Here is a 24989-nt window from a genome sequence, read left to right as displayed (position 1 = left end):
CGCGAGGCGTACGCGGCCATCGGCTTCTCGGCCGGGGGACGCATTGGCGTTCAGGATCCAGCCGGTCAGGTGGGAACCGAACAGGACGCTATCCGAAAAGGCGCCGCTGGATCTCCCGCCGGTAGTCCTCGAGTGTCCTGTCGAGATGTGCCGCCGTAGCCTCGGCCGCCTCCTCGGGCCGGCCGTCGCGAATGGCCCGGTAGATCACCTCGTGCTCCACGACCGCGGACTCGGTGCCCTCGCCGAACATGTCATGGATCCCGATCGCGCTGGACTGCCGCTGCAGGCGTCGCGCGTCCCGCACGGCGCTGACGAGGAAGGCGTTGTGCGAGGCCGCAGCCACGGCCTCGTGGAAGTCGTCGTCCGCCTGATTGAACTCGTCGACCTGACCGTGGACGAATCCGTGCCGGCACTGCTGCACGGCCACCTCGATGTTCCGCAGCTCGGCGGGCGTGGCACGGGTGGCGGCCAGACTGCTCGCGGCCATCTCCTGAACCCTGCGGAACTCGAACAGCATAAGTACATGATCGAGGTCGACGGGGCGGAAGAAGCCGCCCCAGCGGCTGGTGATGAGCATGCCCTCGTCGTCGGCGACGAACAGTCCGCGCCCCTTGTGCGCCCGGACCCGGCCGAGCGCCGAAAGGATCTTGACGGCCTCCCGCACCACGGCCCTGCTGGTGTTCAGCCTCTGAGCCAGATCGTTCTCCGTGGGCAGCCGATCGCCTGCCGCCAGACGGGCCTCGGCGATGAACTCGAGGATCCGCTCCGCCACGACTTCGTATCCGGGGCGGTAGTCACGCCGCTCGTCCGAGCCGTTCACCGCTGCTGCCGCGGCGGGAGAGGCCTGCGCCGACAGGGCGGCTTCGGTCGCGGGCGTGTCGTTCATCTGTCCTGCCTTCGGGATGACTGCTACGAGGGCGGTTGATCGCTGTGGAGCCGCGCTCATTCTACCCCCCGCTCGATAATGAGTAGTACTCATTGCTTGTAGATCCACTTCGCAGGGTTCTAGTCGCGATAGGCACAATAGGGGAAGTGTCGGGCATTCTCCCTGGTGGATCCCGAGTATCAGTCGTCGATCAGAAGGAAGAACACGGCACACACCCTTGACGGATCTCTCGATAAGGCGCCTAATTTCTTCCGCGACGGCAAGTGGGCCCGGCCGTCCACGGTCCCCCCGACGCCGACCGGTACGGCCTGGCGTCGCCTCATCCTCGCGCCGCCTGCCCATCTGCTCGGGGCGCCCTGTGAAACCAGTGGAGTCGCACATGACCGTCAACGAGCCTTCGTCCGGCCAGGAGAGAGTGTCCAGCAAGAGGCGCGCGGCGTTGCTGGTCGGCTGTGCGGCCACCGCGGCGCTTGCTCTGACTGCTTGCGGCGCCGGCGCCACGGGTACGACGACCAAGGACGGCTTCGCTCAGGTACCGCAGAAGGACGGTGCGTTGACGGTCTGGGTGGACGCGACCCGTGTGGCGGCCGCGAAGCTGTACCAGCAGCAGCATCCGGGCGTGAAGCTGGACATCGTCACCTACGACGGCGACGCCAACGGCTCCAACTACCTCCAGACCAAGGTCCAGCTCTTCAACCGCACCGGCAAGGGCTGGCCGGACGTCGTCTTCAGCTCCCAGAACAACGAGGCCTCCTGGGCGGTCGACGCGGGCTTCGCCGCGCCGCTCGACAAGGGCCTGATCCCCTCCGCGACCCTGGCCGATTTCGCCGACGGCGCCAACGACGTCTGCACCGTCGACGGCACCGTCTACTGCTTGCGCAACGACCTCTCCCAGGCAGTGCTCTGGTACAACGCGCCGCTGCTGAAGAAGTTCGGCTACACGGTGCCCACGACATGGGAGGAGTACCAGCAGCTCGGCGAGAAGGTGGCCAAGGAGCACCCCGGCTACCTGGTGGGCGACGCGGGCGACGCCTTCACCCCCGAGATCTACCTGTGGGCGGGCAAGTGCGGCGCCAACCACATCACCGGCCCCAAGTCCGTCTCGGTGAACACCACCAGCGAGGCCTGCACCAAGATGGCCAAGCTCATGGACGTGCTGATCAAGAACAAGTCCCTGTCCATCAGCGGGGTCTTCAGCACCGACTTCGGCAAGAACGAGGCCGACAAGGTCCTGCTCATGCCGGGTCCGGCCTGGTACGGCGGAGCGCTGTTCGAGGGCACCTTCAAGACGCCGGCCAAGCAGATCGCGGCGGCTCCCATCCCGCAGTGGAAGGGGGAGACCTCGCCGTCCACCGGCAACGTCGGCGGCGGCACCTGGCTGCTGTCCCAGCACTCCGCGCACATCAAGGCCGCCACCGACTTCCTGAAGTGGGTCACCACAGACAACGCCTACCAGGGCCAGAAGGCCCCGGGCTTCCCCGCGTACGCGCCGGCGGCCGAGGCGTGGCTGAAGGGACAGGACGCCTCCGGCTATTTCAACGGTGACCTGAGCGCCCTCAAGGCCGCCTCCTCCCAGGTCTGGCCGGGCTGGGGCTCGGGCCAGTTCAGCCAGGAGGCGATCTGGGCCGCCACCGTCAAGCCCGGCCTGACCCAGGGCAGGACCGTCGTCTCGATGCTGCCGGCCTGGCAGGACTCCATCGTCAAGTACGCCAAGTCCAACGGATACAAGGTCTCCCAGTGACCCTCACCCATTCCCCGGCAGGCTCTGCCACCCGGCGCCGTCGCGGCGCCGCCCGGCAGAGCCGGGCCGGTATGGCCTTCGTCGCCGCCTACGTGCTCCTGCTGGTCGCCTTCGGCGTCCTTCCGACCGCCTACGCGGTCTACTTCTCCTTCACCGACGCCGGGGGCACGGTCACCGGCTTCGCCAACTTCGTCACCACGGCGCAGGACTTCCGCTTTCTGGACGCCGTGAGCCATGTCGCCGTCTACCTCGCCTTCTGGCTCCTGTCCCTGATGGTGTTCGTGGTGGCCCTGGCGCTGCTGCTGCACCGCCTGGCCTCGGGTTCCGCCGGCAAGGCGCTGCGCTTCCTCTACTACATCCCCGGAGCGCTCGCCGGCGCCGCGAGTGTGCTGGTGTGGCTGTTCATGCTCGACCCGACCGTCAGCCCGGTCAGCTCGCTGCTGGGCGCGCTGGGGTTCCACACCTTCGGCGAGGTGATCGCGCCCGGCAACCTGCCCCTGCTGTTCACGATCATCGCGTTCTGGACCGGCGCGGGCGGCTGGATCGTCGTCATGTACGGCGCGCTCAACAACATCCCCACGGACGTGACGGAAGCCGCGCGCATCGATGGCGCGGGCGCCTGGCAGACCGCCTGGCACGTGCAGATCCCGATGCTCCGCAAGTGGATCGTGTACATGCTGATCCTGGCATTCGCGGGCGGCGCCCAGCTCTTCGTCGAGCCGCAGTTGCTCTCCCTCGCCAGCGTGGGCGTGGCCGGACGCGACTACTCGCTCAACCAGCTGACGTACGACTTCGCCTTCCAGATGAACAACATCAACGGCGCCGCCGCGGTCTCGGTGGAACTCCTGGTCGTCAGTGTGTCGGCCGCCGCCGTCTTCGTCGCACGGTCGGGGTTCTTCGATGCCGACTAGAACCTCTTGCCGCCGAGTCACCGGCACAGCGAACGCGGAACGGGAAGCGCCCCTCATGAGCCGATCTCACCACCAGCCGCCGCACAGCCGGCCCGTAGGGCACCTGCCCTCCCGGCTGCTGACCGGATCCGTACTGGCCGTGTTCCTCGCCTTCTTCGTGCTGCCGGTGCTGTGGCTCGTCCTCGCGGCGACCAAGACCGACCAGCAGCTGGTCCACGACAACCCGCTGTCCTTCGGGTCGTGGCACGCGCTGAAAGCCAACTGGCATGCGCTCACGGCGTTCCAGGACAACGCCGTCATGCAGTGGCTGGGCAACTCGGCCCTCTACGCGGTGATCTCGCTGGTCATCACCCTCGGTGTCGCCGTTCCCGCGGGATACGCCCTGGCCATGACCGAGTTCCGCGGCCGCCACACCCTGCTGGTCGCGACCCTGGTCGTGATGCTCATGCCGAACGCCACGCTGGTGGTGCCGCTGTTCCTGGAGATCAACGCGGTGCATCTGATCGGCACCGTGTGGTCGATCATCCTGCCGTACTCGTTCTATCCGTTCGGCGTGTACCTGACGTACATCTACTTCACCACCGCCGTCCCGAAGGACCTGCTGGCCGCGGCGCGGGTGGACGGCTGCTCGGAGTTCCGCGTCTTCTGGCACATCGCGCTGCCGCTGGCGACCCCGGTCGTCGCACTCGTGGGCTTCTTCAGCTTCGTCGCCAACTGGACCAACTACTTCCTGCCGTACGTCATGCTCCCCGAGAGCAGCCAGATGCCCATCCAGGTGGGAATCGGAACCCTGCTCAGCAACGTGCCGTCCTTCAATCCGACCGTTGGTGACCTGGCGATCCAGCGCCCGCAGCTGGCCCTGGCGACGCTCGTGGCCATCACGCCCGTGCTGATCGTCTTCCTTTTCGCCCAGCGCTTCCTGGTCAGCCGGATGCTCGCCGGCGCCACCAAGGAATAGCGGCCCGTCCCGGCCGTCGTCCCGGCGTGCGCCGTCCCGCCGCCCGCCCCGAACGGAGTTCTCCCATGCCCTTCAGCTCTGCCGACCGAACCACGGCCGAGGACGCCGCCTGCGACCACCCGGTCGCGCCACCCGAGATCGAGGCGGGGGTGCCGCTGCTCGAACCACCGGGCTGGGCCGTGGCCCAGCGGTCCCTTTTCGACCTCCTCGACCATGCCTGGCGCCGCTTCGCCCGCGACTTCACCGGCCCCGACGGACGACTGAAGTACACCGGCCCGCTGACCACCCGCGACGGTGTGGACGACTTCTACGAGGTGTTCTTCAACTGGCCCCAGCTGTACCTCCTCGGCGGCGCCGACGACCTGCTGCCCGCCAGTGAGCAGCACTGGGAGGGCGTGACCCGGCAGCTCACCGAACTGGGCATGCTGCACGACGAGTTCGAACGCGGCTACGACTGGTTCCACCAGGGCGAGAGCCTGCTCCTGCTCTACTTCCTGTGCATGGCCGCCCCTGACCGCTGGCGTGAGCGCGCCCTGCGTTTCGCCGAGCTGTACGTCGACCCGGCCAAGGGCAACTACGACCCCGCCCACCGCATCATCACCCGCCCGCACAACGGCAGCGACCCCGACCGCACCGGCCTGTTCGACGGCGACGTCTATCCCTGGCTGCCCAGGGAAGCGCAGACGTACGGCTTCCCGCTCGACTGGATCCCCGAGGCCGACGGCGGCCCCTACCCGCTCTCCGCGGACCCACGCCTCGGCACGCAGATGCGGGACCGGATGGCCGTCGGCGACACCGCGGTCAACCTCGCCGCGACCGGGCTGGTCCTCAACGCCTGGATCCTGTCCGGCGAGGAGCGCTACCGCGAGTGGATCGCCGAGTACGTGGGCGCGTGGCGGGAGCGCACCGAGGCGAACGGCGGTCTCGTCCCGGACAACGCCGGCCCGGACGGGGTCGTGGGCAGCCTGCTGGAGGGCCGCTGGTACGGCGGCCACTACGGCTGGTCCTGGCCGCACGGCTGGCACAGCGTGGGCCACGCGGCCTGTGTGGCGGCGCTCGCGGCGGCCACGGTCACCGGGGACGACGGCTACCTCTCCATGGTCGCGACCTCGCTCGACACCCTCATCGGTCACGCCAAGGTGATGCCGCACACCGAGGCGGACTCCAGCCTTCCCTCCAAGTGGGCGGTCGAACTCGGCCCCGACGTCCGCACCCCCACACCGCACCTGCCGTTCCGCCACAACGACAGGGGCTGGTTCGACTACAACCCCGTCACCGCGCCCGTACCGGTGGCCCTGTGGCACCACACGGCCTCCGACGCCGACCGCGCCCGGCTGGAGCGGCTGCGTGAGGCCGACGGCATCGACTGGCGCACCGTCCGGCCGTTCCGGGCCAAGGAGGAGTCCGGGCACGAGAAGGCGTGGTTCGCCTTCCTCGCCGGCGACGACCCCGGCTATCCCGAGCGGATCCTCGCCACCGCCCAGGCCCAGGTCCGCCACCGCCTGCGGCGCATCGACCGCTACCGCGACCTGGACGTGCCCGAGGCCGACATCCACGTCTGGCAGCAGTCCAACCCTGTGGTCACCGAGGCCCTCGTCCAGCTGACCTGGGGCGGGCCCCAGGTGCTGTACAACGGCGGCCTGCAGCAGGCCCGGCTGCGCTACCACGACGTCGAGGCCCGCCGCGCCGGCCTGCCGCCGGACGTGGCCGCACTGGTCACCTCCATCGACCCCGAGGCGACGACCGTCGAGCTGGTGAACCTATCCCCTGAGGCCGAGCGCACGGTGATCGTCCAGGCGGGCGCCTTCGCCGAGCACACCATCACCGCTGTCCGGTACACGACCTGCGTGGACGACGGCTGGATCGGTGACATGTACGACTACGGCCACCGCGAGCCCGTCGTAACCGAGACGGAGCAGGTCTGCGACAGCGCCTACCTGACGGTCCGGCTGCCCGCGTCCACCCGCATACGACTCGCCGTGCGCCTCCGGCTGCGTGCCAACGCCCCCGGCTACCGGACGCCCTTCACCTCTCAGGAGAGTGCGTGATGAAACGCATCGCCCAGACCATCAGGCTCCGGCCCGAACGCCGCCGCGAGTACCTCGAACTCCACTCCGCCGTCTGGCCCGGCGTCGAGGACGCCCTGCACCGGTCGAACATCCGCGACTACAGCATCTTCCTCCACGGCGATGTGCTGTTCGCCTACCTCGAGTACCACGGCGACGACTTCGAGGCCGACATGGCGGCACTGGAAGCCGACCCCGAAACCCAGGAGTGGTGGAAGCTCACCGACCCCTGCCAGGAGCCGTGGCCCGACCGGGGCGACGCGCGCCAGTGGACGGAACTCACCGAGATCTGGCACCTGAGTCCGCCCGGCGACGACGCCACGGCCTGACCCGCCCGCACCGGACCGACCCGACTTGGATCCCCCGTGACCTCGAGCCTGCCCCTCATCGACGCCCACCACCACCTGTGGGACCTCGACCAGCGTCCGCAACCCTGGCTCGACGACCCCGCCCTGACAACGATCCGCCGCACCTTCACCCCCGACGACCTGCGTACCACCGCCAGCCGGACAGTCGCGGGCCGCCGTCTGCACAGCACGGTGGCCGTGCAGTGCATGCCGGACGTGCCCGAGACGGAGTACCTGCTCGCGCTCGCGGAGCGGGAACCGCTGATCGGGGCCGTCGTCGGCTGGGCCGACCTGACGTCGCCGGCGATCGGCGAGGTGCTGGACCGACTGCTCGCCGGTCCGGGCGGGACACATCTGCGGTCCCTGCGTCATCTGGTCCAGGGCGAGACGGACCCCGACTGGCTGCAACGCCCCGACGTCGAACGCGGGTTGGCGGCTGTGCGGGACCGCGGGCTCCGCTACGACGTGCTCGTCCGCAGCCACCAGCTCGGCCAGGCGATCCGGCTGGCCGAACGCTTCCCCGACCTGCCCCAGGTACTCGACCACGCGGGCAAGCCGCCGATCGCCGAAGGTGACCTGGCCGACTGGGAACGCCAGATGTCTCTGCTGGCCGCACACCCACACGTGGTCTGCAAGGTGTCGGGGCTGATCACCGAGGCGGACCACGAGAGGTGGACGTCCGCCGACATCCGCCCGGTCTGGGACATCCTGCTCACCGCCTTCGGCCCCGACCGCCTGATGTTCGGCTCCGACTGGCCGGTCGCGAACCTCGCGGGCGGTTGGAACCGCTGGGCCGCCGCCGTGGAGGCATTGCTCGACGGCTGTTCCGCCACCGAGATCCACGCTGTCCTCGCCGGCACCGCGACCGTCTTCTACGGCCTCCCGCCCGCAGCTGACCTTCGGCGTTCGTACCGAAGGGACCCTGAGAACACGATGACACTCCCAGTCCGCCACCCCGCCGCCCGCACCCCGGACCCCGAGCCTGCCGAGAGTCGCCCCTGATCCGCGAGGTCGCCGCTCACCGGCGCTTCCGAGCCATCGGGACGCTCAAGTGCCGGGCGGATGCAGATCCGTGTCAACCGCACTGACAACAGCCCCGGAGCCGCCGCATGAACGCGTTCCCGACCGTCCGCAGCAGCAGGAGGGGCAGACGATGAAGCCCCTCACCTCCACCATCCGCACGGTGTCAGCAGTGCTTTCGACGGCTCTGTCCGCGGTGCTGCTGACATCCCTCACGACGCCGGCCCCGGCCTCGGCCGCGACCCAGGCTACCTACTACGTCGCCCCCGACGGCGACGACGCCAACGCCGGGACGATCACGGCGCCGTTCAGGACCCTGCAGCACGCACGGGACGTCGTGCGCACGCTCAACAGCAACATGACCGCAGACATCAACGTCTATCTCCGCGGCGGCAACTACCCGGTGACCAGCACCATCGACTTCACGCCGGCCGACTCCGGAACGAACGGCCACCGTGTGGTGTACGCCGCCTACCAGAACGAGAAGCCGGTGCTGAACGGAGGCGTTCAGGTGACCGGCTGGACCCAGCACAGCGGGAACATCTGGAAGGCCCCGCTGAACCGCGACGACAAGCTCCGCGCGCTGTACGTCAACGGCAAACGCGCCCAGATGGCCTCGAAGACGATCAACTCGGCCGGATGCTACGGGACCTACTCCGTCACGGCAGGTCAGGCTCCCTGGGCCTGGGAGTCTGGTTCGCAGTGCGACGGAGCCAAGTACAGCCTCTCGGATCTGCCCGCCGTCGCCGCCAACCAGGACGACGTCGAGATCAAGTCGGCGACGACCTGGACCACGGCCATCGTGGGGGTCCGGCAGATCACCACGAGCTCGGACGGCGCCAATCGCGTGGCCCTGTTCCAGCAGCCGGGTGCGGCCATTGCCCAGGGACCGCCGAACGGCAGATTCAACGCCGGAAGTGGCAGCCACACGTTCATGAACGCGTACGAATTCCTGGACCGGCCGGGTGAGTTCTACTTCGACAGGACGAGCCACACGCTGTACTACTACAAGTCGGGCTCCGAGGACATGACGTCGGCGCAGGTCTTCGCGCCGAACAACGTGTCCACCCTCATCAGGATCGCCGGCACGTCCACGACCGACCACGCGCGGAACATCACGTTCTCCGGGCTCACGGTCGAGCACTCCGACTGGAACCTGGTCAGTGTCGCGGGCTCCGTCTTCCGGCAGGGCCAGCAGGGCAACGCCGACTCGACCGTGTACGCGAGGCAGAACTTCCACGCCTACACCTACCGCAACGTCGACCTGCCGCCGGGTGCCATACAGATGGAGAACGCGGACGGGATCGTCCTGCAGCGCAACACGGTGCAGCACACCGGCGCCGACGGAATCAACATGGTCAACGATGTGACGGACTCGCAGCTGACCGGCAACGTCACGAACGACACCGCCGGATCCGCCATCACCGTGGGACACCCCCAGCACGTGTACATCGGGGACCACACCTCTACCAACCACGAGAAGTACCCGGTGAACGTCGAGGGAGTCTGCAAGAACATCTCGATCACAGACAACTACCTCTACGACAGCGCGGTGTTGTTCCAGGGGTCCAGCCCCGTGTCGGCGTACTTCACCGATTCCCTGTCCGTGCAGTACAACCGGATCGAGAAGTCCCCATGGGCGGGCATCACCCTCGGCTGGGGATGGTGGAACTTCGACGGATCTGCGAACTCGATCCGCCCCGGCGTGCCGACCACCACGGCGAGGAACAACACCATCAGCCACAACCAGATCGTCGACACCATGCAGTTGCTCGACGACTCCGCTCCGATCTACACACTGGGCAGCGAGCCGGGAACCGAGATCAGCAACAACTACATCCAGGGCGTTCCGGCCGGTCACAAGTACGGAATGCACCCCGATGAAGGCTCCGCCCACATCAACGAGCACGACAACGTGCTCGATGTCGACCCGAACCTGGCCTACACCATCAACTCCGGCACCTGGGGCCGGCAGCACGACCTGAGCATCACCAACACCTACGGCACCGTCAACAAGATCGCCAGCAAGAACGTCCCGAACAGCACCATCCAGGACGTGCACGCGTACGCGGACAACGTGTGGCCGCCACAGGCGTACGACATCGCCGTGAACTCCGGCCTGGAGGACGCCTACAAGGAGATCGTCCCCCGGAGCAACCTGGGCCTGCAGGACTACGCCCTGCCCGCGAGCACGTTCACCGGCAAGGGCGTGTCGTCCATCCCCCTCCGCACCATCGGCGACGCGACCAGAACCTACTGGCTGGCTCCCCCCGGTACGACGACGTTCGCCGTCGGCCCCACCATGACGAAGGCAGCCGGAACCGCGACGACCATCGACGCCCCGCCGACGCCCGGCGACTACCGCCTCTACGTCCTGGACGCCCAGGGGAACGCATCCCCCGCGTCGAAGTCGCTCGTACGGCAGCGATGGGCCTACGTCGACGACAAGGACTCCGGTCCCACTTACTCCTCCGGCTGGTCGAACTGGAACGACTCACGCGACTTCAAGGGATCCGAGAAGTACACGAACAGGACGGGCGACTACGTCCAGTACGCGTTCACCGGCTCGGGCGTTCGGTATCTCGGCATGAAGCAGCCGAACATGGGGAAGGTCGACGTCTACATCGACGGCGCCCTGGCGCAGCCGGGCATCGACGCCTATGCCTCGACGGTGACGAAGCAGGTGCCGCTGTTCGAGAAGACGGATCTCGCCGCGGGCCCCCACACGATCAAGGTCGTGTGCGCCGGAACGAAGAACGCGGCCTCTTCCGACACCGTCTGCGCGCTGGACGCGTTCGCCTCCATATCCTTCCCCTCCAAGAACGCGTTCTACAAGATCCTCAACAAGAACAGTGGCAAGACGATCGACGTCTCGGGCGGATCGACCTCCGCCGGGGCGAACGCCATCCAGTGGAACGACACCGGAGCGCAGAACCAGCGCTGGCGGTGGGTCGCGGTGGGTGACGGCAGCTACGAGATCGTCAACCAGAACAGCGGTCAGCTGCTGGATATCACCAGCGGGTCCACCGCTGACGGCGCGACCGTCATCCAGCAGCCCGACAACGACGGTGCGAGCCAGCACTGGACCCTGGGGCCGGCGGAGACGGCCACTACAAGATCAAGAATGTGAACAGCGGCAAGCTGCTCGCGGTGTCCGGCTCGTCGGCGACAGCAGGCGCCCAGCTCGTGCAGACGACGGACACGAACGCCGCCGGCCAGCTGTGGCAAGCGGTGAACGTGGACTGATTCCCTCCAAGGGTGGACATCGTGGACATCACCAGACGACAGCTCGGCCGGCTCGCCGCGGTCGGCACCGGGGCCCTCCTGCTGCCGGGCCTGCTGCCCCCCAGCAGGGCGGCGGCAGCCGCACCGCTTTCGGCCGGTAAGTGGGGCGACCAAGGCGACGGCACCTACGTCAATCCCATCCTCCCGGGCGACTTCAGCGACTGGGACTGCATCCGGGTCGGCGCCGACTACTACGGCATCACCAGCACGTTCGGGTACTCGCCCGGCATGGCCGTCCTGCACTCGAAGGACCTCGTCAACTGGCGGACACTCGGCGGCTCTGTCGACGATGTCACCCGGATCGGACCGGAGCTGAACTGGGACCGGATGAACCGCTACGGCCGTGGCGTGTGGGCCGGGGCCATCCGCTACCACGCGGGGCGGTACTGGGTGTACTTCAACACCCCCGACGAAGGCTTCTTCATGACGTCGGCCCCGTCACCGACCGGGCCGTGGGATCCGTTGACAGCGGTGTGGCGGACCTCCGGCTGGGACGACCCGTGCCCGTTCTGGGACGACGACGGACAGGGCTACCTGGTCACCACGCACTACTCGGACGGCTACAAAATCCACCTGTTCCAGCTGTCCGAGGAGGGCAGGTCGCTGGTCGGCCCATCCACGGTCATCCACCAGTCGCCGGGCAGCGAGGCCAACAAGCTGTACAAGATCAACGGTCTCTACTACCACCTGTACAGCGAGGTGAAGTCCGAGGGCCGGGTGCTGATGATGAACCGCGGCTCCAGCCTCGACGGTCCGTTCGAGACCCGGCAGCTGGAGCACGTCGACGCCTCGGTGGACCGCGAGCCCAACCAGGGCGGGCTGGTGCAGGGTCCCAACGGGGCTTGGTACTTCGTGACCCATCACGGCCACGGCGACTGGGAGGGGCGCGTGCTGTCCCTGCTGCCGGTGACCTGGGTGGACGGCTGGCCGATCCTGGGCCAGGTGGGCACAGACGGCATAGGCAACATGGTGTGGACGGGTCAGGTGCCCGTCGGCGGCACGCCCGGTGCGCCGGTCGACGCGCTGCCCGCCGTGGTGACCAGCGACCTGTTCACCGACACCCGCCTGAGGCCGCAGTGGGAGTGGTACTATCAGCCGCGCGCGGACCATTGGTCGCTGACCGAACGCCCCGGTTACCTGCGGCTGAGGGCGTTCGCCCCGCTGGCGGCCGACAACCTGACCAAGGTGGGCAACACCCTCACCCAGCGGGTGCTGCGCACGGCGGGCGGCGCGACGGTCACCGTCCGCCTCGAACTGGCCGGTCTCGCCGACGGCCAGCACGCCGGGCTGTGCCACTACGCGGCCACCTACGCCGGGCTGGGCGTCAGGCGCTCCGGGGGCACCACCACGATCGCGCACAACGCCGGCGGCACGCTGACCTACGGTCCGGTGGTCACGCAGAACGCTGTGTGGCTGCGCACCACCTGGGACGTGAACGGAGTCAGCCAGTTCTCCTACAGCCTTGACGGCAACACGTTCACCACGTTCGGCGGTACCTACCAGCTCACCTGGGGCGGGTACCGGGGCGATCGGATCGGCCTGTACACCTATAGCCCCAACGGCACCGGCTACGTCGACGTGGACTGGGTGCAGTACACCATCGCGCCCATCAGGGCCTACAAGTGCGTCAGCGTGCGCAGCGGCAAGGTCGCCGACGTCTCCGGCGCCTCGTTCGCGGACGGCGCGACCGTGCTGCAGTGGCCCGACACCGGCAGACCGAACCAGCAATGGGCCTTCCAGTCCACAGCGGACGGCTACCACACCATCATGTGCGTCAACAGCGGCAAGGTCCTCGACGTGGCAGGGTCCTCGACGGCGGACGGCGCGCGGGTCGTGCAGGCGACCGCCGACGGCCGGGCGAGCCAGCAGTGGCAGCCGCGCCCGCAGACCGGGGGCGAGTTCGTTCTGGTCAACCGCAACAGCGGCAAGGTGCTCGACGTTGGCGGAGGCAGTACGGCCGACGGCGCCGCGCTCATCCAGTACCGCGACACCGGCGGCTCCAACCAGCGGTGGACCTTCCACCGCGTCACCGGCTGAGCGTGCCGCTTGCTGGTCAGCTCCAGGGAGATGCGGCGAGCCAGCTGGTGTCCTGGGCCCACGACAACGGCGTGTCCCAGGCGTTGGTCCCGCCGTTGCTCGCGATGTAGCCGGTGAAGCGGTAGTGGCGGATGTACCTGGCCGGGTAGTTGAAAGACTGCAGGGAGTAACCCGTGCCGCTGTTTCCCGGCTTGGGGCAGAAGGTGGCGTCGGCGGCGAACTGGCTGGTGCCCGCATTGGGCTCCAGGTGGAGCTGGAACGCGTAGTGCCTGAGGTAACGGCCGGGTGTGTTGGCCGACTCGAAGGTGACGCAGTTGCTGTCGGCCAGGCCGGTGCGGACGATCCAGGTGGCGTTGCCCTTGTCAGTGGCGGAACTGCTGGAGGTCACCGGCGCGATCACGACCTTGTCGTCGCTCGTGTCGTGCTGCAGGTAGTCGCTGGTGCAGCACGAGGTGGTGGCCCGCAGTGACACCTTCGCGCCCGGGGTGAGGGGGGTGGCGGTGTCGGTGCTGTAGCCGGCCGCGGCGATGTTGGCCTGGACTGCGGCGTCGGTGGTGTCGGAGGGGTAGCCCTTGACCATGGCGCCCTCGTAGAAGGTGCCCGCGCTCGCGTTGCGGTTGGTCTGGCAGCAGTCGCCGCCGCTGCCGAGGATGATGGCGCCCTGCTTGTGCATCGGGTTGTATCCGCTGGGCAGTGCGCCGCTGTAGAGCTGGGTCAGGCTCCCGGACTCGGCGTTTGCGCCCTTGAGCGCCATCTGGGTGGTGCCGTTGTTCTTGAGCATCGCGGTGACGAAGCGGCTGGTCTGGGAGACCTGGTTGGGGTTCCACGTCTTGCTGCCGCCGGAGAACAGGCCGTTCTCCAGGTCCGCCTGCACCCACGGTCCGGTTCCGCTGCAGCCGCCGAACCAGCATTCCGTGCCGAAGTTGATCGCGTCCATGGCGCCGTTGCCGTCGGCCTTGTGGTCGATCTCGGTGTTGCCGTAGTCGAAGCAGCAGCTGTTGTTGACGTGCGTGCCGCTGGTGACCATGTATGCGCCTTCGGGCGAGCTGCCGGCCGGCACGCCCCCGGTGGAGTTGTATGCGAAGTAGCTGTTGCCGGGGTTGATGTACAGCGCGTAGGCCTTCTGGCCGCGCACGCTGAGCGCTTCGGTGGTCGCGGTGGCCGCCGTGTCGGTGCCGCCGGTCCCGCCGGGTCCCTGGTAGACCAGGGTGTTGCCGCCGCCGGTCTGGTCGTAGACACGGGTGATGGTGCAGGTGGTGCCCGCGCAGAACGAGTCCTGGGCGGCTGCGTCGGCGACACCTCCGGCGGACAGCACCCCAATGTTCTGCAACGTGTTGTCCGACGCCCGCTGCACCTGGTAGAGCGGGCCGTTGTACGAGGCGAACAGCGCTCGGGTGGTGCTGTGCGCCGCCACGCACGGCGTGCCGCCCGCCGCGTAAATGTCGCAGGGTCCCTGCGTGGCGGCCTGCGCAGCACCGCTGAAGGCGCCAAGGCCGGCGAAGGCGAGCGCCACCGCGGCCAGGCGGACAACCACCCCCCGGCGCAGTCGTCGGAGCATGAGCAGTGCAGGCACGATGAACTCCCTTGTTAGTCGATACGGGGACAGCAGGTCACTGGATGGTCCAGGCCTGGTTGGACTGGTTCAGCGGCATCCACTGACTGATGGCGGCTCGGTCAGCCGTCGATCCGCCGCCGACCTCCAGGACCTGCCTGCTCTCGAAGTTGCGGATGACGTACCCACCGCTGGTCGGCTCGAAGTACCACAGCTGGTTGTTGCCGCCGCCGTAGGTGTACTGCTGCAGGGCGGTCCCCTTCCCGTGACTGGAGGCGTTGATGTCGAGGACCTTGCCGCTGTTCCGGTTCATGATCCTGTAGAGCTGACCGCTGACCGGAACGATGTCCCACTGCTGGTTGGCACCACGGTTGCTCGGCCACTGGACGACGTTCGCGCCGTCGGCGGTGGAGTTCTGGTACACGTCCATCAGCTGCCCACTGTTGACGTTCTTGATCGTGTAGTACGTCGACGCGTTGATGTTCGGTGTACCGGTCGAGTCCTCCAGCGCCCCGCCGGCCTGCTGCACACTGAAGTCCGCGATGAAGAAGTACGCGCCGTCGGTCTTGGCGACCCGCACATAGCGGAACTTCTGGCCGACGTCGATGTTGCCGGTGAGTGTCGAGGCGAGCGGCAGCGTGTCCGTCTGGCGTTGCAGGACGGTGTACGTGGCGAACGACGGGTCGTTGGAGGCCCGGATCTCGAAGTGGCCGCGCGTCGCGGACTGGTCCAGGTCCTGACGGGTCGTCAGTGAGAACTGTCCGAGCTGGTAGGCCTGCCCCAGGTCGACCTGGTTTTGTCGCTGCCCTGCAGCTGGAAGTCCGAGCCGATGTCGGGGTAGCGGGCCCGGGTGGCGCGGACCCCGTTGACGTACATCTGCCGGAAGTCGAGGGTGCCCACGGGCGCCTTGTACTCGCCGCCCGCCGCCGCGGTCCAGCCGGTGATCGCCTTGCCGCTGGTGATCACGGGCGTCTCACCGTTGTACGCCTGGTAGACGACTGTGTGGCCGTTCGTGCCCGAGTCACTGGTGCCGAAGGTGATGGGGGTGGTGAGGGGGTAGATGCCTCCGCGCAGGTTCACGACGATGTCGTCGGACATGTTCGCGTTGACGGCTCGGACCGCGGCCTTGGCGGCCTGAATGGTCTTGAACGCTGCGGCGGTACTGGTTCCCGAGTTGCTGTCACTGCCGTTGACAGGGTCGACGTAGAAGTTCGTCGTGGCCGCGTAGGCGGGTTGAGCGGGCAGTACGGCCGCGAAGACGACGGTGGCCGCCGCGAGCGCCTTGGCCGTCCCTGCGCCGATGCGTAGGGGTCTCATCTGTGGTGTCCCTCCTCCAAACCCGCTACTTATGAGTTGTATTCGGTGGCGATCGACCGCCGACCGCAGCCCCGGCCGAGGCCGCTCCCTCCCAAAATGAGTAGTACTCATTCCGGGGACTCGAGCGCACGACCGCTCATCCTTGGGTCAGGACGACCGCCTGGCCGCCCGCAGGGGCCATCGCGACGCTCAGCGTGGTCGACGAGGTCACGGTCCGTGTGCTCACGACGACCGGGGTCTGATACGGGCTGCTGCCCGGTGTTCCGTCGGCGTAGATCGTGGCGGTGTAGGTGCCGCTGCCGAGGAAGGACAGCGGGACCGAGAGGGTCCGGGCGGTCTCGTTGGTCATCGCCCCCAGGTACCAGGTGGTGCCGCTGCGCCGGGCGACCGCGATGTACTCGCCGATCGCACCGGCGAGGGTCCTGCTCTGGTCCCAGACGGTGGGTATGGCGTCGAACCAGGGCAGCCCTGGCCAGTTGGAGGGGGTGGAGTACTTCGAGGGGGCGTCGTACCAGTACAGGAACTCCAGGGGCTGGTAGTACACGGCGGCCATCGCCATCTGGTGGGCGTTGGTCGTCCGGTCGCGGGACTGGCCGTAGCAGATGGTGTAGTCCATGGGCCCGCCGATGTTGCGGGTGAAGGGCAGGGTGACGTTGTGGGTGGCGGTCGGGAAGTGCTCGTTGCCCCGCACCCCCTCCAGACTGATCCAGTTGGGGTAGGTCCGCTCGTAGCCGAACGGCCGTACGTCGTCGTGCGTGTCGATCAGCAGTTTGTACCTGGCCGCTGTCCTGACCCAGGCGGTGATCCGGTTCGTCATCGCCTGTGTGCCGTCGTTGATGAAGCCCAGCTTGACGCCCGCGACGCCCCATCTCTGGTAGAGGGCGAACAGGCTGTCCGGGCTGCTCAGGGCCATGGGGTTGACGTAGAGGAGGACGCCGATTCCTTTGCCGGTGGCGTGGGAGATGACCTTGGGCAGGTCGATGGCGGAGATCGGCTGCGTGGCGTCGGTCGAGGTGTGCTCCGGGCCGTACCACCCCGAGTCGTACTCGATGTACTGCAGGCCGCGGGCGGCGGCGAAGTCGACGCCCGCCAGCCCGTCCGCGGTGGTCAGGTTGCACCGGAAGACCTTGCCCGGTCTGATCCACGACGTGTCGGCGAGGGCGCCGGCCGGGGCCAGGTTGAGCACCAGATCCGCGTTGTCGATCAGTTCGGCGTGGGTGGAGCCGATCACCACCGCGCGCCAGGGCGTGGCGAACGGTGTACTGACGGTGGAGGTCGTCTGGGCCGTTCCAGAGCCGCGCGCGGTGTGCTGCATCAGGTACGCGGCGAGGGTGTTGGGCTGTCCGAAGACCGAACTAAGCGTCAGCCGCGGGTAGTTGACGCGGTCCGACTCGCAGACGCAGGCGATGAGCCCGCCGCTGTAGGTCGCGGTGAGGGGGAGGTCGGTCAGGGGGCCGCTGTCCGTGGAGGAGGTTCCGGTGGGCGGGATGGAGCCGGGCGCGACCGGGTTGTAGTCGTCCTCGTCCCGCGCGCTGTAGACGAGGGTGCCGTCCGGGAAGGCGAACGTCGTCAGTTCGCCGGCGATGGTGGCGGTGCCCGAGTCCAGCAGGACGTAACGGAACGCGACTCCGGTCGCGTAGGCCCGTATCTGGACACCGAAGTTGATGGAGGTGCGCTTGTCCCGGAGGTTCCAGCGCATCTCCTGGTAGGCGTCCAAGACGGTCGCGTTGCGGCCGTACACCGGGTTCCATGTGCGGTCGACGTGCCAGTGCTGGTAGTTCGTCAGAACGGCGCCGGTGCCGAGGGTGGTTCCGTCGCTCAGCCGCAGGCCCATGGCCGAACCGGCCACGACTGTCGCGCCCTTGCGCCGGGCCGACCACTGGAGCGAGCCGCCCGTCAGCGACATGGTGATGCTGGTGGTGCCGTCGGGCGACGTCGCGGTGACGGAGGGGTCCGAGGCCTCGGACGGATATGTGCTGCCGATGCCCAGCGCGGCCGTTGCGGCGGCGACAGCCGCGCCCTTGAGCACCCTGCGGCGGGAGGGTTCCTGAGGCCCTGACACCTTCACAGTCGTTCCACCTCGCTTGGATATGGTTTCCAACAAACTCAACCAGCAAGTAACAGATCCTGACTGTCCCGAAGTTTCTACGCCCATCCCGAACCAGAGGTCAACCCCTCGTATCCGCCCCTCACATGTCCGAAATCCTGGACAGTCCGGGCGACTTGCGGCCCTGGCGAGCCCGGCTGCGTGTCCCGCGAGCCGGTCAAGCTTAAACAAATTCGAACGCCGTCCTTGACGCCGCAAACATGCCACGACTCTCATGGGTCTCCGCCGACACCAAGGGGCCGTCAACCTCGACAGAGAGGGACGCACATGTTCAAGGGAGTTGCCCGGACGCCCGCGGGCCGATGGCGGCGCAGAGCCGCCGCGTTACTGACCCTGCTGGGAGGCCTTGCGGCGCTCCTGCTTCCGGCGACCGAGGCGCACGCCGCCTCGGTGTCGTTCACCACGGGCGCCGCGCGCACCGACCAGAACGGGAACGCGCTGCAACTGCACGGCCTCGGCATCATCAAGGTGGGCAGCACCTGGTACGGCTTCGGGGAGGACAAGACCGGCGAGACGTCGTCGGACACGTCGTTCCAGGACATCCCCTGCTACACCTCGACCGACCTGGCCAACTGGACCTACCGGGGCGTCGCCCTGGCCAAGCAGAGCAGCGGCGACCTGGGGCCGAGCCGCGTCGTGGAGCGACCCAAGGTCATCTACAACGCCTCGACCAGCACCTACGTGATGTACATGCACATCGACAGCACCAACTACTCCGAGGCCAAGGTCGGTGTGGCGACCAGCAGCACCCCCTGCGGCCCCTACACCTACCGGGGAAGCTTCCGGCCGCTGGGCAACCTCAGCCGTGACCTCGGCCTGTTCCAGGACACCGACGGCACCGCCTATCTGCTGAGCGAGGACCGCAACAGCGGCCTGCGCATCGACAAGCTGTCCGCCGACTACCTGTCCGTGGACAGCGCTGTGGCGGTGCTCGGCAGCAGCGGCAGCAGCGGCAGCGTCGAGGCGCCCGCCATGGTCAAGGCCAACGGCACCTACTACGTCTTCGGCTCGCACCTGACGGGCTGGGGCCTCAACGACAACATCTACGCCACCGCCACGTCACTGGGCGGCCCCTGGTCGTCGTTCCGTGACTTGGCCGCACCCGGCACCCACACCTACGGCAGCCAGACGGCGAACGTCATCACCGTCCAGGGCTCCTCCGGCACCACCTACATCTACGCCGGCGACCGCTGGAACACCTCCGACCTCGGCGCGTCGAAACTGATCTGGCTGCCCCTGACCATCAGGGGAACGACGGTGAACCTCGGCCAGTACCCCACCTGGTCACTCGACACCGCAGCGGGAACCTGGACGGCCGACAGCGGGATCCCCGCTGAGGGCGTCCACACCCTGAAGGATGTCAACAGCTCCATGCTGATGGATGTGTCGAGCGGCTCCACGGCGAACGGCGCCAAGATCATCCAGTGGCCGTCCACCGGCGGTACCAACCAGCAGTGGACGCTCACGCGGGTGGGGGACAACATCTACACGCTCAAGAGCGTGAAGAGCGGCCTTTGCCTGGACGTGCCGAACCAGTCGACCGCCACCGGCCTGCAACTGCAGCAGTGGACCTGCAACGGCGGGACCAACCAAGAATGGTTCCTCGACCTCGTCGGCAGCCACACCGGCAACACTTACATGCTCGCCGGCGTGGGCAGCGACTTGGACATCGGTGTCGCGAGCGCCTCGACCATCAGCGGGGCGGCCGTGGACCAGGAATCGGGCACCGGCGCGACGAGCCAGCAGTGGAGTCTTTCCTGACACGCGCGCCAGGACCGCTGACTCGGATCAACGACCACGTCGGCCACGTGTTCCTCACCCCGCAACGCTTCCACCGGGCCGAGGAGTTCGTCATCCGGCACACGGCGGCCAGGTCGTCACCGTCGAGCAGCACCTGTGCTACTTCGCCGCCGCCCACCGCCTGCCCAGGTGGACCGAGGCCGCGAACTCGTCAGCCTCCGCGGCCACGAGCGCTACGCACAGCCGTGGGCGGCCGTGCTGTCCCCCGCGGTGGCGGGGCGGGTGGTCGCCGAGGTGCTCATCGGGCATCCCGTGGCCCGGTTGTACGCTGACGTCACGGCAGAGTCCTCCGGCCTGGCAGGCCACCGCGCCCACCTCGCCGGAGCCCCGCACCGACCTGCCCGTCCTGCTCCTGGCACGCCAGCCAGGCTTCCGGGGCCCGCTGTTCCGCGTCTTCGCCCCCAGCGAGATCACCCTGCGCGTGCTCCGCTCCCCACACCCGGCCCACCTCGCCGTGGACGGGGCGCGCCGACACACCGCTTGGAGCCGTCCACGAGCCGAGGGGTGCGGCGGCAACAGACGCGGTCGCCGGGCAGATGCTCGACCTTCAGCCGGATCAACCTGCCGCGGATCAGGTGGAGTTCGCCGCAGTGGACGAGCCAGGGGCCGCGGGCCTGCAGGCAGGATGCATCGGGTTGCCGGGTCTCCGGCTCGGAGGCGTTCGCCGGACTCGATCGGCGGTTGGAAGACTGGGCGTACCAGAGGGCCAGACGTTCCTGATCAGCCAGGACGGCGAGTACGACGCCCTGTTGAGACGTGGGCGGGCCGGCCCGGAGCATCTGCTCTGGGCCGGCCCGCCCACGCGACATCAGCTTGCGGCGGGGACCGGATCGCGAGTTGGTTCGGGCATCGCCTCGGGTGCGGGCGTCTGCTTGGGATCGGGCTCGGCCGGCACCGCAGAGGGAGCGGGAGCAGGGGCGTAGGGGATATCGCCGCGCAGAACGGCCTTGGCTCGGTCCTCGTCGAGCTCGCCCTCCCAGCGGGCGACGGCCAGGGTCGCGACGCCGTTGCCCACCAGGCTGGTCAGGGCGCGGGCTTCGGACATGAACCGGTCGACGCCGAAGATCAGGGCGAGGGCGGCGACCGGGACGTGTGGGACGGCGCTGAGCGTGGCGGCCAGGGCGATGAAGCCGGAGCCGGTGACGCCTGCGGCGCCCTTGGAGGTGAGCAGCATGACGGCGAGCATGGCCAGTTGCTGGGTGAGGCTGAGGTGGATGCCGAGGGCCTGGGCGAGGAAGACCGAGCCCATGGTCAGGTAGATGGCGGTGCCGTCGAGGTTGAAGGAGTACCCGGCGGGCAGCGTGATGCCGACGACCGGTTTCGAGGCGCCCGCGTGCTGAAGCTTGGCCATCAGGCGGGGCAGAACGGGCTCGGTGGAGGAGGTGCCCAGGACGATCAGCAGCTCTTCCTTGATGTAGCGCAGGAAGGGCAGCAGTCTCAGTCCGTTCAGGCGCATCACGGTCCCGAGGACGACCAGGACGAAGAAGAGGGCGGTCAGCCAGAACGAGCCGACCAGCAGGGCCAGGTGGCGCAGGGTGCCCAGGCCGTAGTGGCCGATGGTGAAGGCCATCGAGCCGAACGCGCCGATGGGGGCCAGCCGCATGATCCAGCGGATGAGCGTGAACAGGACTGTGGAGAACTTCTCGACGCCCCGGGCGATGCTCAGGCCGGCCTCTCCGCCGGCGTGCAGTCCGAATCCGAACAGCACCGACACCAGCAGCACCGGCAGGATCTCGTTGCCGGTCAGGGCGCTGACCAGGGTGGCCGGGATGATGGCGAGGAGGAAGGCGGCGAAGCCCTCGTGGGCCGTGGTCGCCTCCGGCGGCAGGCCCTTGGCGGACAGGGTCGAGAGGTCGATGTGCAGACCGCTGCCCGGCTTGACCACGTTGACGACGACCAGGCCGATCACCATGGCCACGGTGGTCAGCACCTCGAAGTAGACCAGAGCCTTCAGGCTCACGCGGCCGACCGCGCGGGCGTTGCCCATGGAGGCGATGCCGTGGACGACCGTGCAGAAGATGATCGGCGCGATGAACATCTTCACCAGGGCGATGAAGCCGTCGCCGAGCGGCTTGAGGTCAGCGCCGACGGACGGCCACAGCCCGCCCACGGCGGCGCCGAGGAGGACGGCGATCAGGCACTGGATGTAGAGGTGGGACAGCATCCGGCGGATGCGGCCCGGTGGTGCGGTGACGGTACCCGGGGCGGCGTCGTTGCGGCTCATGCGGGGCGTCCTTCCAGGACGGGAACGAGGAGTTCGGCTCGGGCGATACGCCGGGCGGCGCGGTGCAGCAGCACCGTGGGGGACGCGCCGTCCGGTGCGGGGACGGCTTGGGTGGTGACCACGCCGGCGGGGGTGCCCAGGCGCAGCGTGCCGTCGGCGGTCTGCCGGGCGACGCGGTGGGCGAGGGTGCCAGGGGTGGCGGCGGCCGTGGCCAGGGCCACGGCGGAGGTCAGGCCGATCGCCGGGTGCGGGGCGTGCATGGAGACCATGCGCACGGCCAGGTCGTACTCGTCCTGGTTGACGAGTATGCCCTGTGTGGTGCGGTAGGGGGCGGGCCGGGCGACGATGCCCACCTTCGGCACCGCGTGGCTGACCGGATCGCCCTCGCGGGCCAGGCCCATGGCCAGCGCTGCCTGGCGGCGCAGCAGCGTCAGCGCGGGCACTGCGGCGGCGAACGCGGTGAGGGATTCCGTGCCGTCGAGGCCGAACGCCTTGGCCTCGAACAGCGCGGCCGGAGCGCCTGCGTCCACCAGGGATGCCTCGACAAGGCCGTCCGGGCCGGTCAGCTCGTCCAGTGCCCGGCCGGTCGGCAGAGCGCGGCCGGTCGTCGAGCCCGCCGGGTCCTGAAACCCGAGCAGGACCGGCACGCCCGGCGCCGAGGTACCCGGCACCACGGCCGTGCCCTCCTCCGGGGCCACGCCCGCAGGGGTGGGGATCGTGCCGGTGAGGCGGGCCCCGGTGTTGACGTTGAGCATGCGGACTGTGGTGGTGTCCGACGTGATCGGCACGAGCTCGTGGTGGACGGCGTACAGGGCCACGGCGGTGGCACAGTTGCCGCAGTTGCTTGCCCACTCCACGCGCTCGTCGCCGATACCGACCTGTGCGAAGGCGTACTCGACATCCACGCCGGCCTGGGTCGACGCCTGTACGACGGCGGCCTTGGAGGTGGTGGAGGAGGCGCCGCCCACACCGTCGATCTGGCGGGGGTCGGCGGCGTTGAAGGCGGCGAGCAGCAGGGCATCGACATCCACGCCCGTGGCGACCACGTCGCGGTGGTCGAAGATCCAGCACTTGCTGGTTCCTCCGCGGATCATCTCGCCCTGCAGACGCAGCACAACTGACTCCTCACAGACGTGGAAGGGGAAGCCACCGACGGTCTCGCCGTGCGTGGTGTCCTCCACGGTGGGTTACAGCAGCGTGAAGTACAATCTCGGAAATCTGCATGGCTATTAAGCTCAAGTGAACGCTGGAGAGGGTGGCATGCTCGACGTCCGGCGCATCCTGCTGTTCACGGAGGTCGCCCGGCGCGGCTCGGTGACCGCGACAGCCCGCGCCCTCAACTACACCCCGTCAGCGGTATCGCAGCAGATCAGCCGCCTGGAAGCAGAAGCAGGCCAGCCCCTGCTGGAACGCCACGCCCGGGGCGTCACCCTCACCGACGCCGGACGAGCGCTGGCCGAACGAGGGCAACGGATCGAACGCGAACTCCAGGCCGCGGAAAACGAACTCGCCGACTTCGCCGGCCTGCGGGCGGGCACCCTGCGCATCGGCACCTTCCCCACCGTCGGCGCCTCGCTCCTCCCGCAGGCCGTGATCGCCTTCCGCAACGCCCACCCCGACATACGGCTGACCGTCCGCAGCGCCCGCATCGCCGGGCTCTGGACGATGCTGGAGAACCGGGAGATCGAGATGTCGCTGATGTGGGACTACGACTGGAGCCGAATCGACCGGGAGGACATCGTCGTCACCCCACTCCTCGACGACCCGCCGGCCCTTCTCGTCAGCGACCACCATCCGCTCGCCGGCCGCGACGCCGCCTCACTCGCCGACTTCGCACACGACCCCTGGATCACCCGCGCCGATCATCACCCGGTGGCCGAAGCCCTCGTCCGCGGCTGTCGCGCCGTCGGCTTCGAGCCCCACATCGCCTACGAGGCCCACGACTACCAGGAAGCCCAGGCCATGGTCGCCGCCGGCATCGGCGTCGCCCTCGCCCCCACACTGGCCCTGGAAGGCATCCGACCCGGCGTCGCCGTCCTGCCCCTCCAGCCGCCGGCCCCCGTCCGCCGCATTCTGCTGGTTCGCATGGCCGACCACTCGCTCACCCCCGCCGCTCTGACGTTCGCCGGACTCCTCCGTGACACCGCCGCGGCCCGAACCCTCTGACACCGAACCCCGCCCACCGGTGATGGAACCGTCGCGCTCACCGCCGAACCAAGCCCCGCACCTCGGCGCTGGACCTGAGCAACGGGCGGCGGCAAGCAACGTGGCGGGAGCGCGCCCGGTCAGCGGATTCGGGGCAGCGCCTTGTCCGAGTGCGCGGCGCGCAGATTCCCTCATCGCGTGGGACATGTCCGAGACGGCCGGAATCAGTCTCGAGGCGGATGCGACGTCGTTCGACGCGACGGATCTTGAACAGCTACTCCAGTCCTTCGAGAGACGGCTCGTCGGGCCGCGATCGCCGGTCACGCCATACGGAGCGGCTCCTTCGCCGGCGCGTAGAGACGCGGCGGGGTGCGGATGGTCGACGTCGAGATCCGGCTCGGCCTGTGGAACCGGGTCCCTGCCCGCGACGGTAGAACCTTGCAGTTCGGCATCTTCAGCGTCGGCGACGTCACACCGGACCCCACCACGGGACGGACCCCGACCGAGGCGGAGCGGATCAAGGCCATGGTCGCCATCGCGCTCAAGGCCGAGGAGGTCGGCCTGGACGTCTTCGCCACCGGTGAGCACCACAA

At 68.5% G+C, this 24989-nt stretch carries 19 protein-coding genes; 12 read left to right on the top strand and 7 right to left on the bottom strand.

Features of this window, described 5'->3' with window-relative positions:
- Positions 1-88: 88 nt before the first annotated feature.
- Positions 89-886 carry a FadR/GntR family transcriptional regulator gene (locus ACFYOH_RS37485; RefSeq protein WP_388635217.1) on the bottom strand — a complete coding sequence of 266 codons (798 nt, stop codon included), beginning with the start codon at positions 884-886 and terminating at the stop codon, positions 89-91.
- A gap of 379 nt (positions 887-1265) precedes the next feature.
- Between ACFYOH_RS37485 and ACFYOH_RS37480 the strand changes: the two genes are divergently transcribed.
- The 9 genes from ACFYOH_RS37480 (at position 1266) to ACFYOH_RS37440 (ending at position 13251) form a co-directional block, all read left to right on the top strand.
- Positions 1266-2627, top strand: coding sequence for an ABC transporter substrate-binding protein (locus ACFYOH_RS37480; RefSeq protein ID WP_388635215.1), 1362 nt, complete (start codon positions 1266-1268; stop codon positions 2625-2627).
- Entirely contained in the window at positions 2624-3538 is a 915-nt protein-coding gene (locus tag ACFYOH_RS37475; RefSeq protein ID WP_388635213.1) for a carbohydrate ABC transporter permease, read from the top strand. Before ACFYOH_RS37480 ends, ACFYOH_RS37475 begins: the two co-directional genes overlap by 4 nt.
- A 55-nt stretch (positions 3539-3593) precedes the next feature.
- Positions 3594-4496 (top strand): carbohydrate ABC transporter permease, encoded by a 903-nt coding sequence (locus tag ACFYOH_RS37470; protein ID WP_388635211.1) that lies wholly within the window; start codon positions 3594-3596, stop codon positions 4494-4496.
- 65 nt (positions 4497-4561) lie between these two features.
- Positions 4562-6544: a hypothetical protein gene (locus ACFYOH_RS37465; RefSeq protein ID WP_388635209.1), complete on the top strand. Its 1983-nt coding sequence runs from the start codon at positions 4562-4564 to the stop codon at positions 6542-6544.
- Positions 6544-6891: an L-rhamnose mutarotase gene (locus ACFYOH_RS37460; protein WP_388635207.1), complete on the top strand. Its 348-nt coding sequence runs from the start codon at positions 6544-6546 to the stop codon at positions 6889-6891. The genes ACFYOH_RS37465 and ACFYOH_RS37460 overlap by 1 nt, the downstream gene beginning before the upstream one ends.
- A gap of 36 nt (positions 6892-6927) precedes the next feature.
- Positions 6928-7911: an amidohydrolase family protein gene (locus ACFYOH_RS37455; protein ID WP_388635205.1), complete on the top strand. Its 984-nt coding sequence runs from the start codon at positions 6928-6930 to the stop codon at positions 7909-7911.
- A gap of 181 nt (positions 7912-8092) precedes the next feature.
- On the top strand, positions 8093-11059 hold the full coding sequence (locus ACFYOH_RS37450) for an RICIN domain-containing protein (protein ID WP_388635203.1): 2967 nt from the start codon (positions 8093-8095) through the stop codon (positions 11057-11059).
- Entirely contained in the window at positions 11056-11175 is a 120-nt protein-coding gene (locus ACFYOH_RS37445) for an RICIN domain-containing protein (RefSeq protein ID WP_388635201.1), read from the top strand. The genes ACFYOH_RS37450 and ACFYOH_RS37445 overlap by 4 nt, the downstream gene beginning before the upstream one ends.
- A gap of 12 nt (positions 11176-11187) precedes the next feature.
- Positions 11188-13251 (top strand): family 43 glycosylhydrolase, encoded by a 2064-nt coding sequence (locus ACFYOH_RS37440; RefSeq protein ID WP_388635199.1) that lies wholly within the window; start codon positions 11188-11190, stop codon positions 13249-13251.
- Positions 13252-13267: 16 nt separating this feature from the next.
- On the opposite strand, the gene ACFYOH_RS37435 is transcribed toward ACFYOH_RS37440, so the two are convergent.
- The 4 genes from ACFYOH_RS37435 to ACFYOH_RS37420 all read right to left on the bottom strand — a co-directional run bounded on the left by ACFYOH_RS37435 (position 13268) and on the right by ACFYOH_RS37420 (position 18182).
- Entirely contained in the window at positions 13268-14809 is a 1542-nt protein-coding gene (locus ACFYOH_RS37435) for an alpha-L-arabinofuranosidase B (RefSeq protein WP_388635345.1), read from the bottom strand.
- Positions 14810-14861: 52 nt separating this feature from the next.
- Positions 14862-15383, bottom strand: a complete 522-nt coding sequence (locus tag ACFYOH_RS37430) for an RICIN domain-containing protein (RefSeq protein WP_388635197.1) — start codon at positions 15381-15383, stop codon at positions 14862-14864.
- A 167-nt stretch (positions 15384-15550) separates the two neighbouring features.
- A complete protein-coding gene (locus ACFYOH_RS37425) occupies positions 15551-16120 on the bottom strand; it encodes a hypothetical protein (RefSeq protein WP_388635195.1) in 570 nt (189 codons plus the stop codon).
- A 136-nt stretch (positions 16121-16256) separates the two neighbouring features.
- Complete coding sequence (locus ACFYOH_RS37420; RefSeq protein ID WP_388635193.1) at positions 16257-18182, bottom strand: glycoside hydrolase family 97 catalytic domain-containing protein; 1926 nt, start codon at positions 18180-18182, stop codon at positions 16257-16259.
- A gap of 312 nt (positions 18183-18494) precedes the next feature.
- On the opposite strand from ACFYOH_RS37420, the gene ACFYOH_RS37415 reads away from it, so the two are divergent.
- On the top strand, positions 18495-19988 hold the full coding sequence (locus tag ACFYOH_RS37415; RefSeq protein WP_388635191.1) for an RICIN domain-containing protein: 1494 nt from the start codon (positions 18495-18497) through the stop codon (positions 19986-19988).
- 847 nt (positions 19989-20835) lie between these two features.
- Here ACFYOH_RS37415 and dctA read toward each other — a convergent pair.
- Positions 20836-22251, bottom strand: a complete 1416-nt coding sequence (dctA, locus tag ACFYOH_RS37410) for a C4-dicarboxylate transporter DctA (RefSeq protein WP_388635189.1) — start codon at positions 22249-22251, stop codon at positions 20836-20838.
- Positions 22248-23366, bottom strand: a complete 1119-nt coding sequence (locus tag ACFYOH_RS37405) for a PrpF domain-containing protein (RefSeq protein ID WP_388635343.1) — start codon at positions 23364-23366, stop codon at positions 22248-22250. The genes dctA and ACFYOH_RS37405 overlap by 4 nt, the downstream gene beginning before the upstream one ends.
- 145 nt (positions 23367-23511) lie before the next feature.
- On the opposite strand from ACFYOH_RS37405, the gene ACFYOH_RS37400 reads away from it, so the two are divergent.
- Both ACFYOH_RS37400 and ACFYOH_RS37395 read left to right on the top strand, forming a co-directional pair.
- A complete protein-coding gene (locus tag ACFYOH_RS37400; RefSeq protein WP_388635187.1) occupies positions 23512-24417 on the top strand; it encodes a LysR family transcriptional regulator in 906 nt (301 codons plus the stop codon).
- A 417-nt stretch (positions 24418-24834) separates the two neighbouring features.
- Positions 24835-24989 (top strand): LLM class flavin-dependent oxidoreductase (locus ACFYOH_RS37395; protein WP_388635341.1); only part of this gene is annotated, 155 nt, incomplete at its 3' end.

The organism is Streptomyces sp. NPDC007856 (genome assembly GCF_042868225.1).
Lineage (GTDB): Bacteria > Actinomycetota > Actinomycetes > Streptomycetales > Streptomycetaceae > Streptomyces.
Note: the sequence above shows the minus strand (reverse complement) of the source record. Positions and strands in the feature narration are given on the sequence as shown.

Coding starts and splice junctions, on each gene's coding strand:
- ACFYOH_RS37435 (WP_388635345.1), bottom strand. CDS start 14,809: ATGCTCCGACGACTGCGCCGGGGGGTGGTTGTCCGCCTGGCCGCGGTG.
- ACFYOH_RS37460 (WP_388635207.1), top strand. CDS start 6,544: ATGAAACGCATCGCCCAGACCATCAGGCTCCGGCCCGAACGCCGCCGC.
- ACFYOH_RS37415 (WP_388635191.1), top strand. CDS start 18,495: ATGTTCAAGGGAGTTGCCCGGACGCCCGCGGGCCGATGGCGGCGCAGA.
- ACFYOH_RS37480 (WP_388635215.1), top strand. CDS start 1,266: ATGACCGTCAACGAGCCTTCGTCCGGCCAGGAGAGAGTGTCCAGCAAG.
- ACFYOH_RS37400 (WP_388635187.1), top strand. CDS start 23,512: ATGCTCGACGTCCGGCGCATCCTGCTGTTCACGGAGGTCGCCCGGCGC.
- ACFYOH_RS37425 (WP_388635195.1), bottom strand. CDS start 16,120: ATGAGACCCCTACGCATCGGCGCAGGGACGGCCAAGGCGCTCGCGGCG.
- ACFYOH_RS37465 (WP_388635209.1), top strand. CDS start 4,562: ATGCCCTTCAGCTCTGCCGACCGAACCACGGCCGAGGACGCCGCCTGC.
- dctA (WP_388635189.1), bottom strand. CDS start 22,251: ATGAGCCGCAACGACGCCGCCCCGGGTACCGTCACCGCACCACCGGGC.
- ACFYOH_RS37485 (WP_388635217.1), bottom strand. CDS start 886: ATGAACGACACGCCCGCGACCGAAGCCGCCCTGTCGGCGCAGGCCTCT.
- ACFYOH_RS37470 (WP_388635211.1), top strand. CDS start 3,594: ATGAGCCGATCTCACCACCAGCCGCCGCACAGCCGGCCCGTAGGGCAC.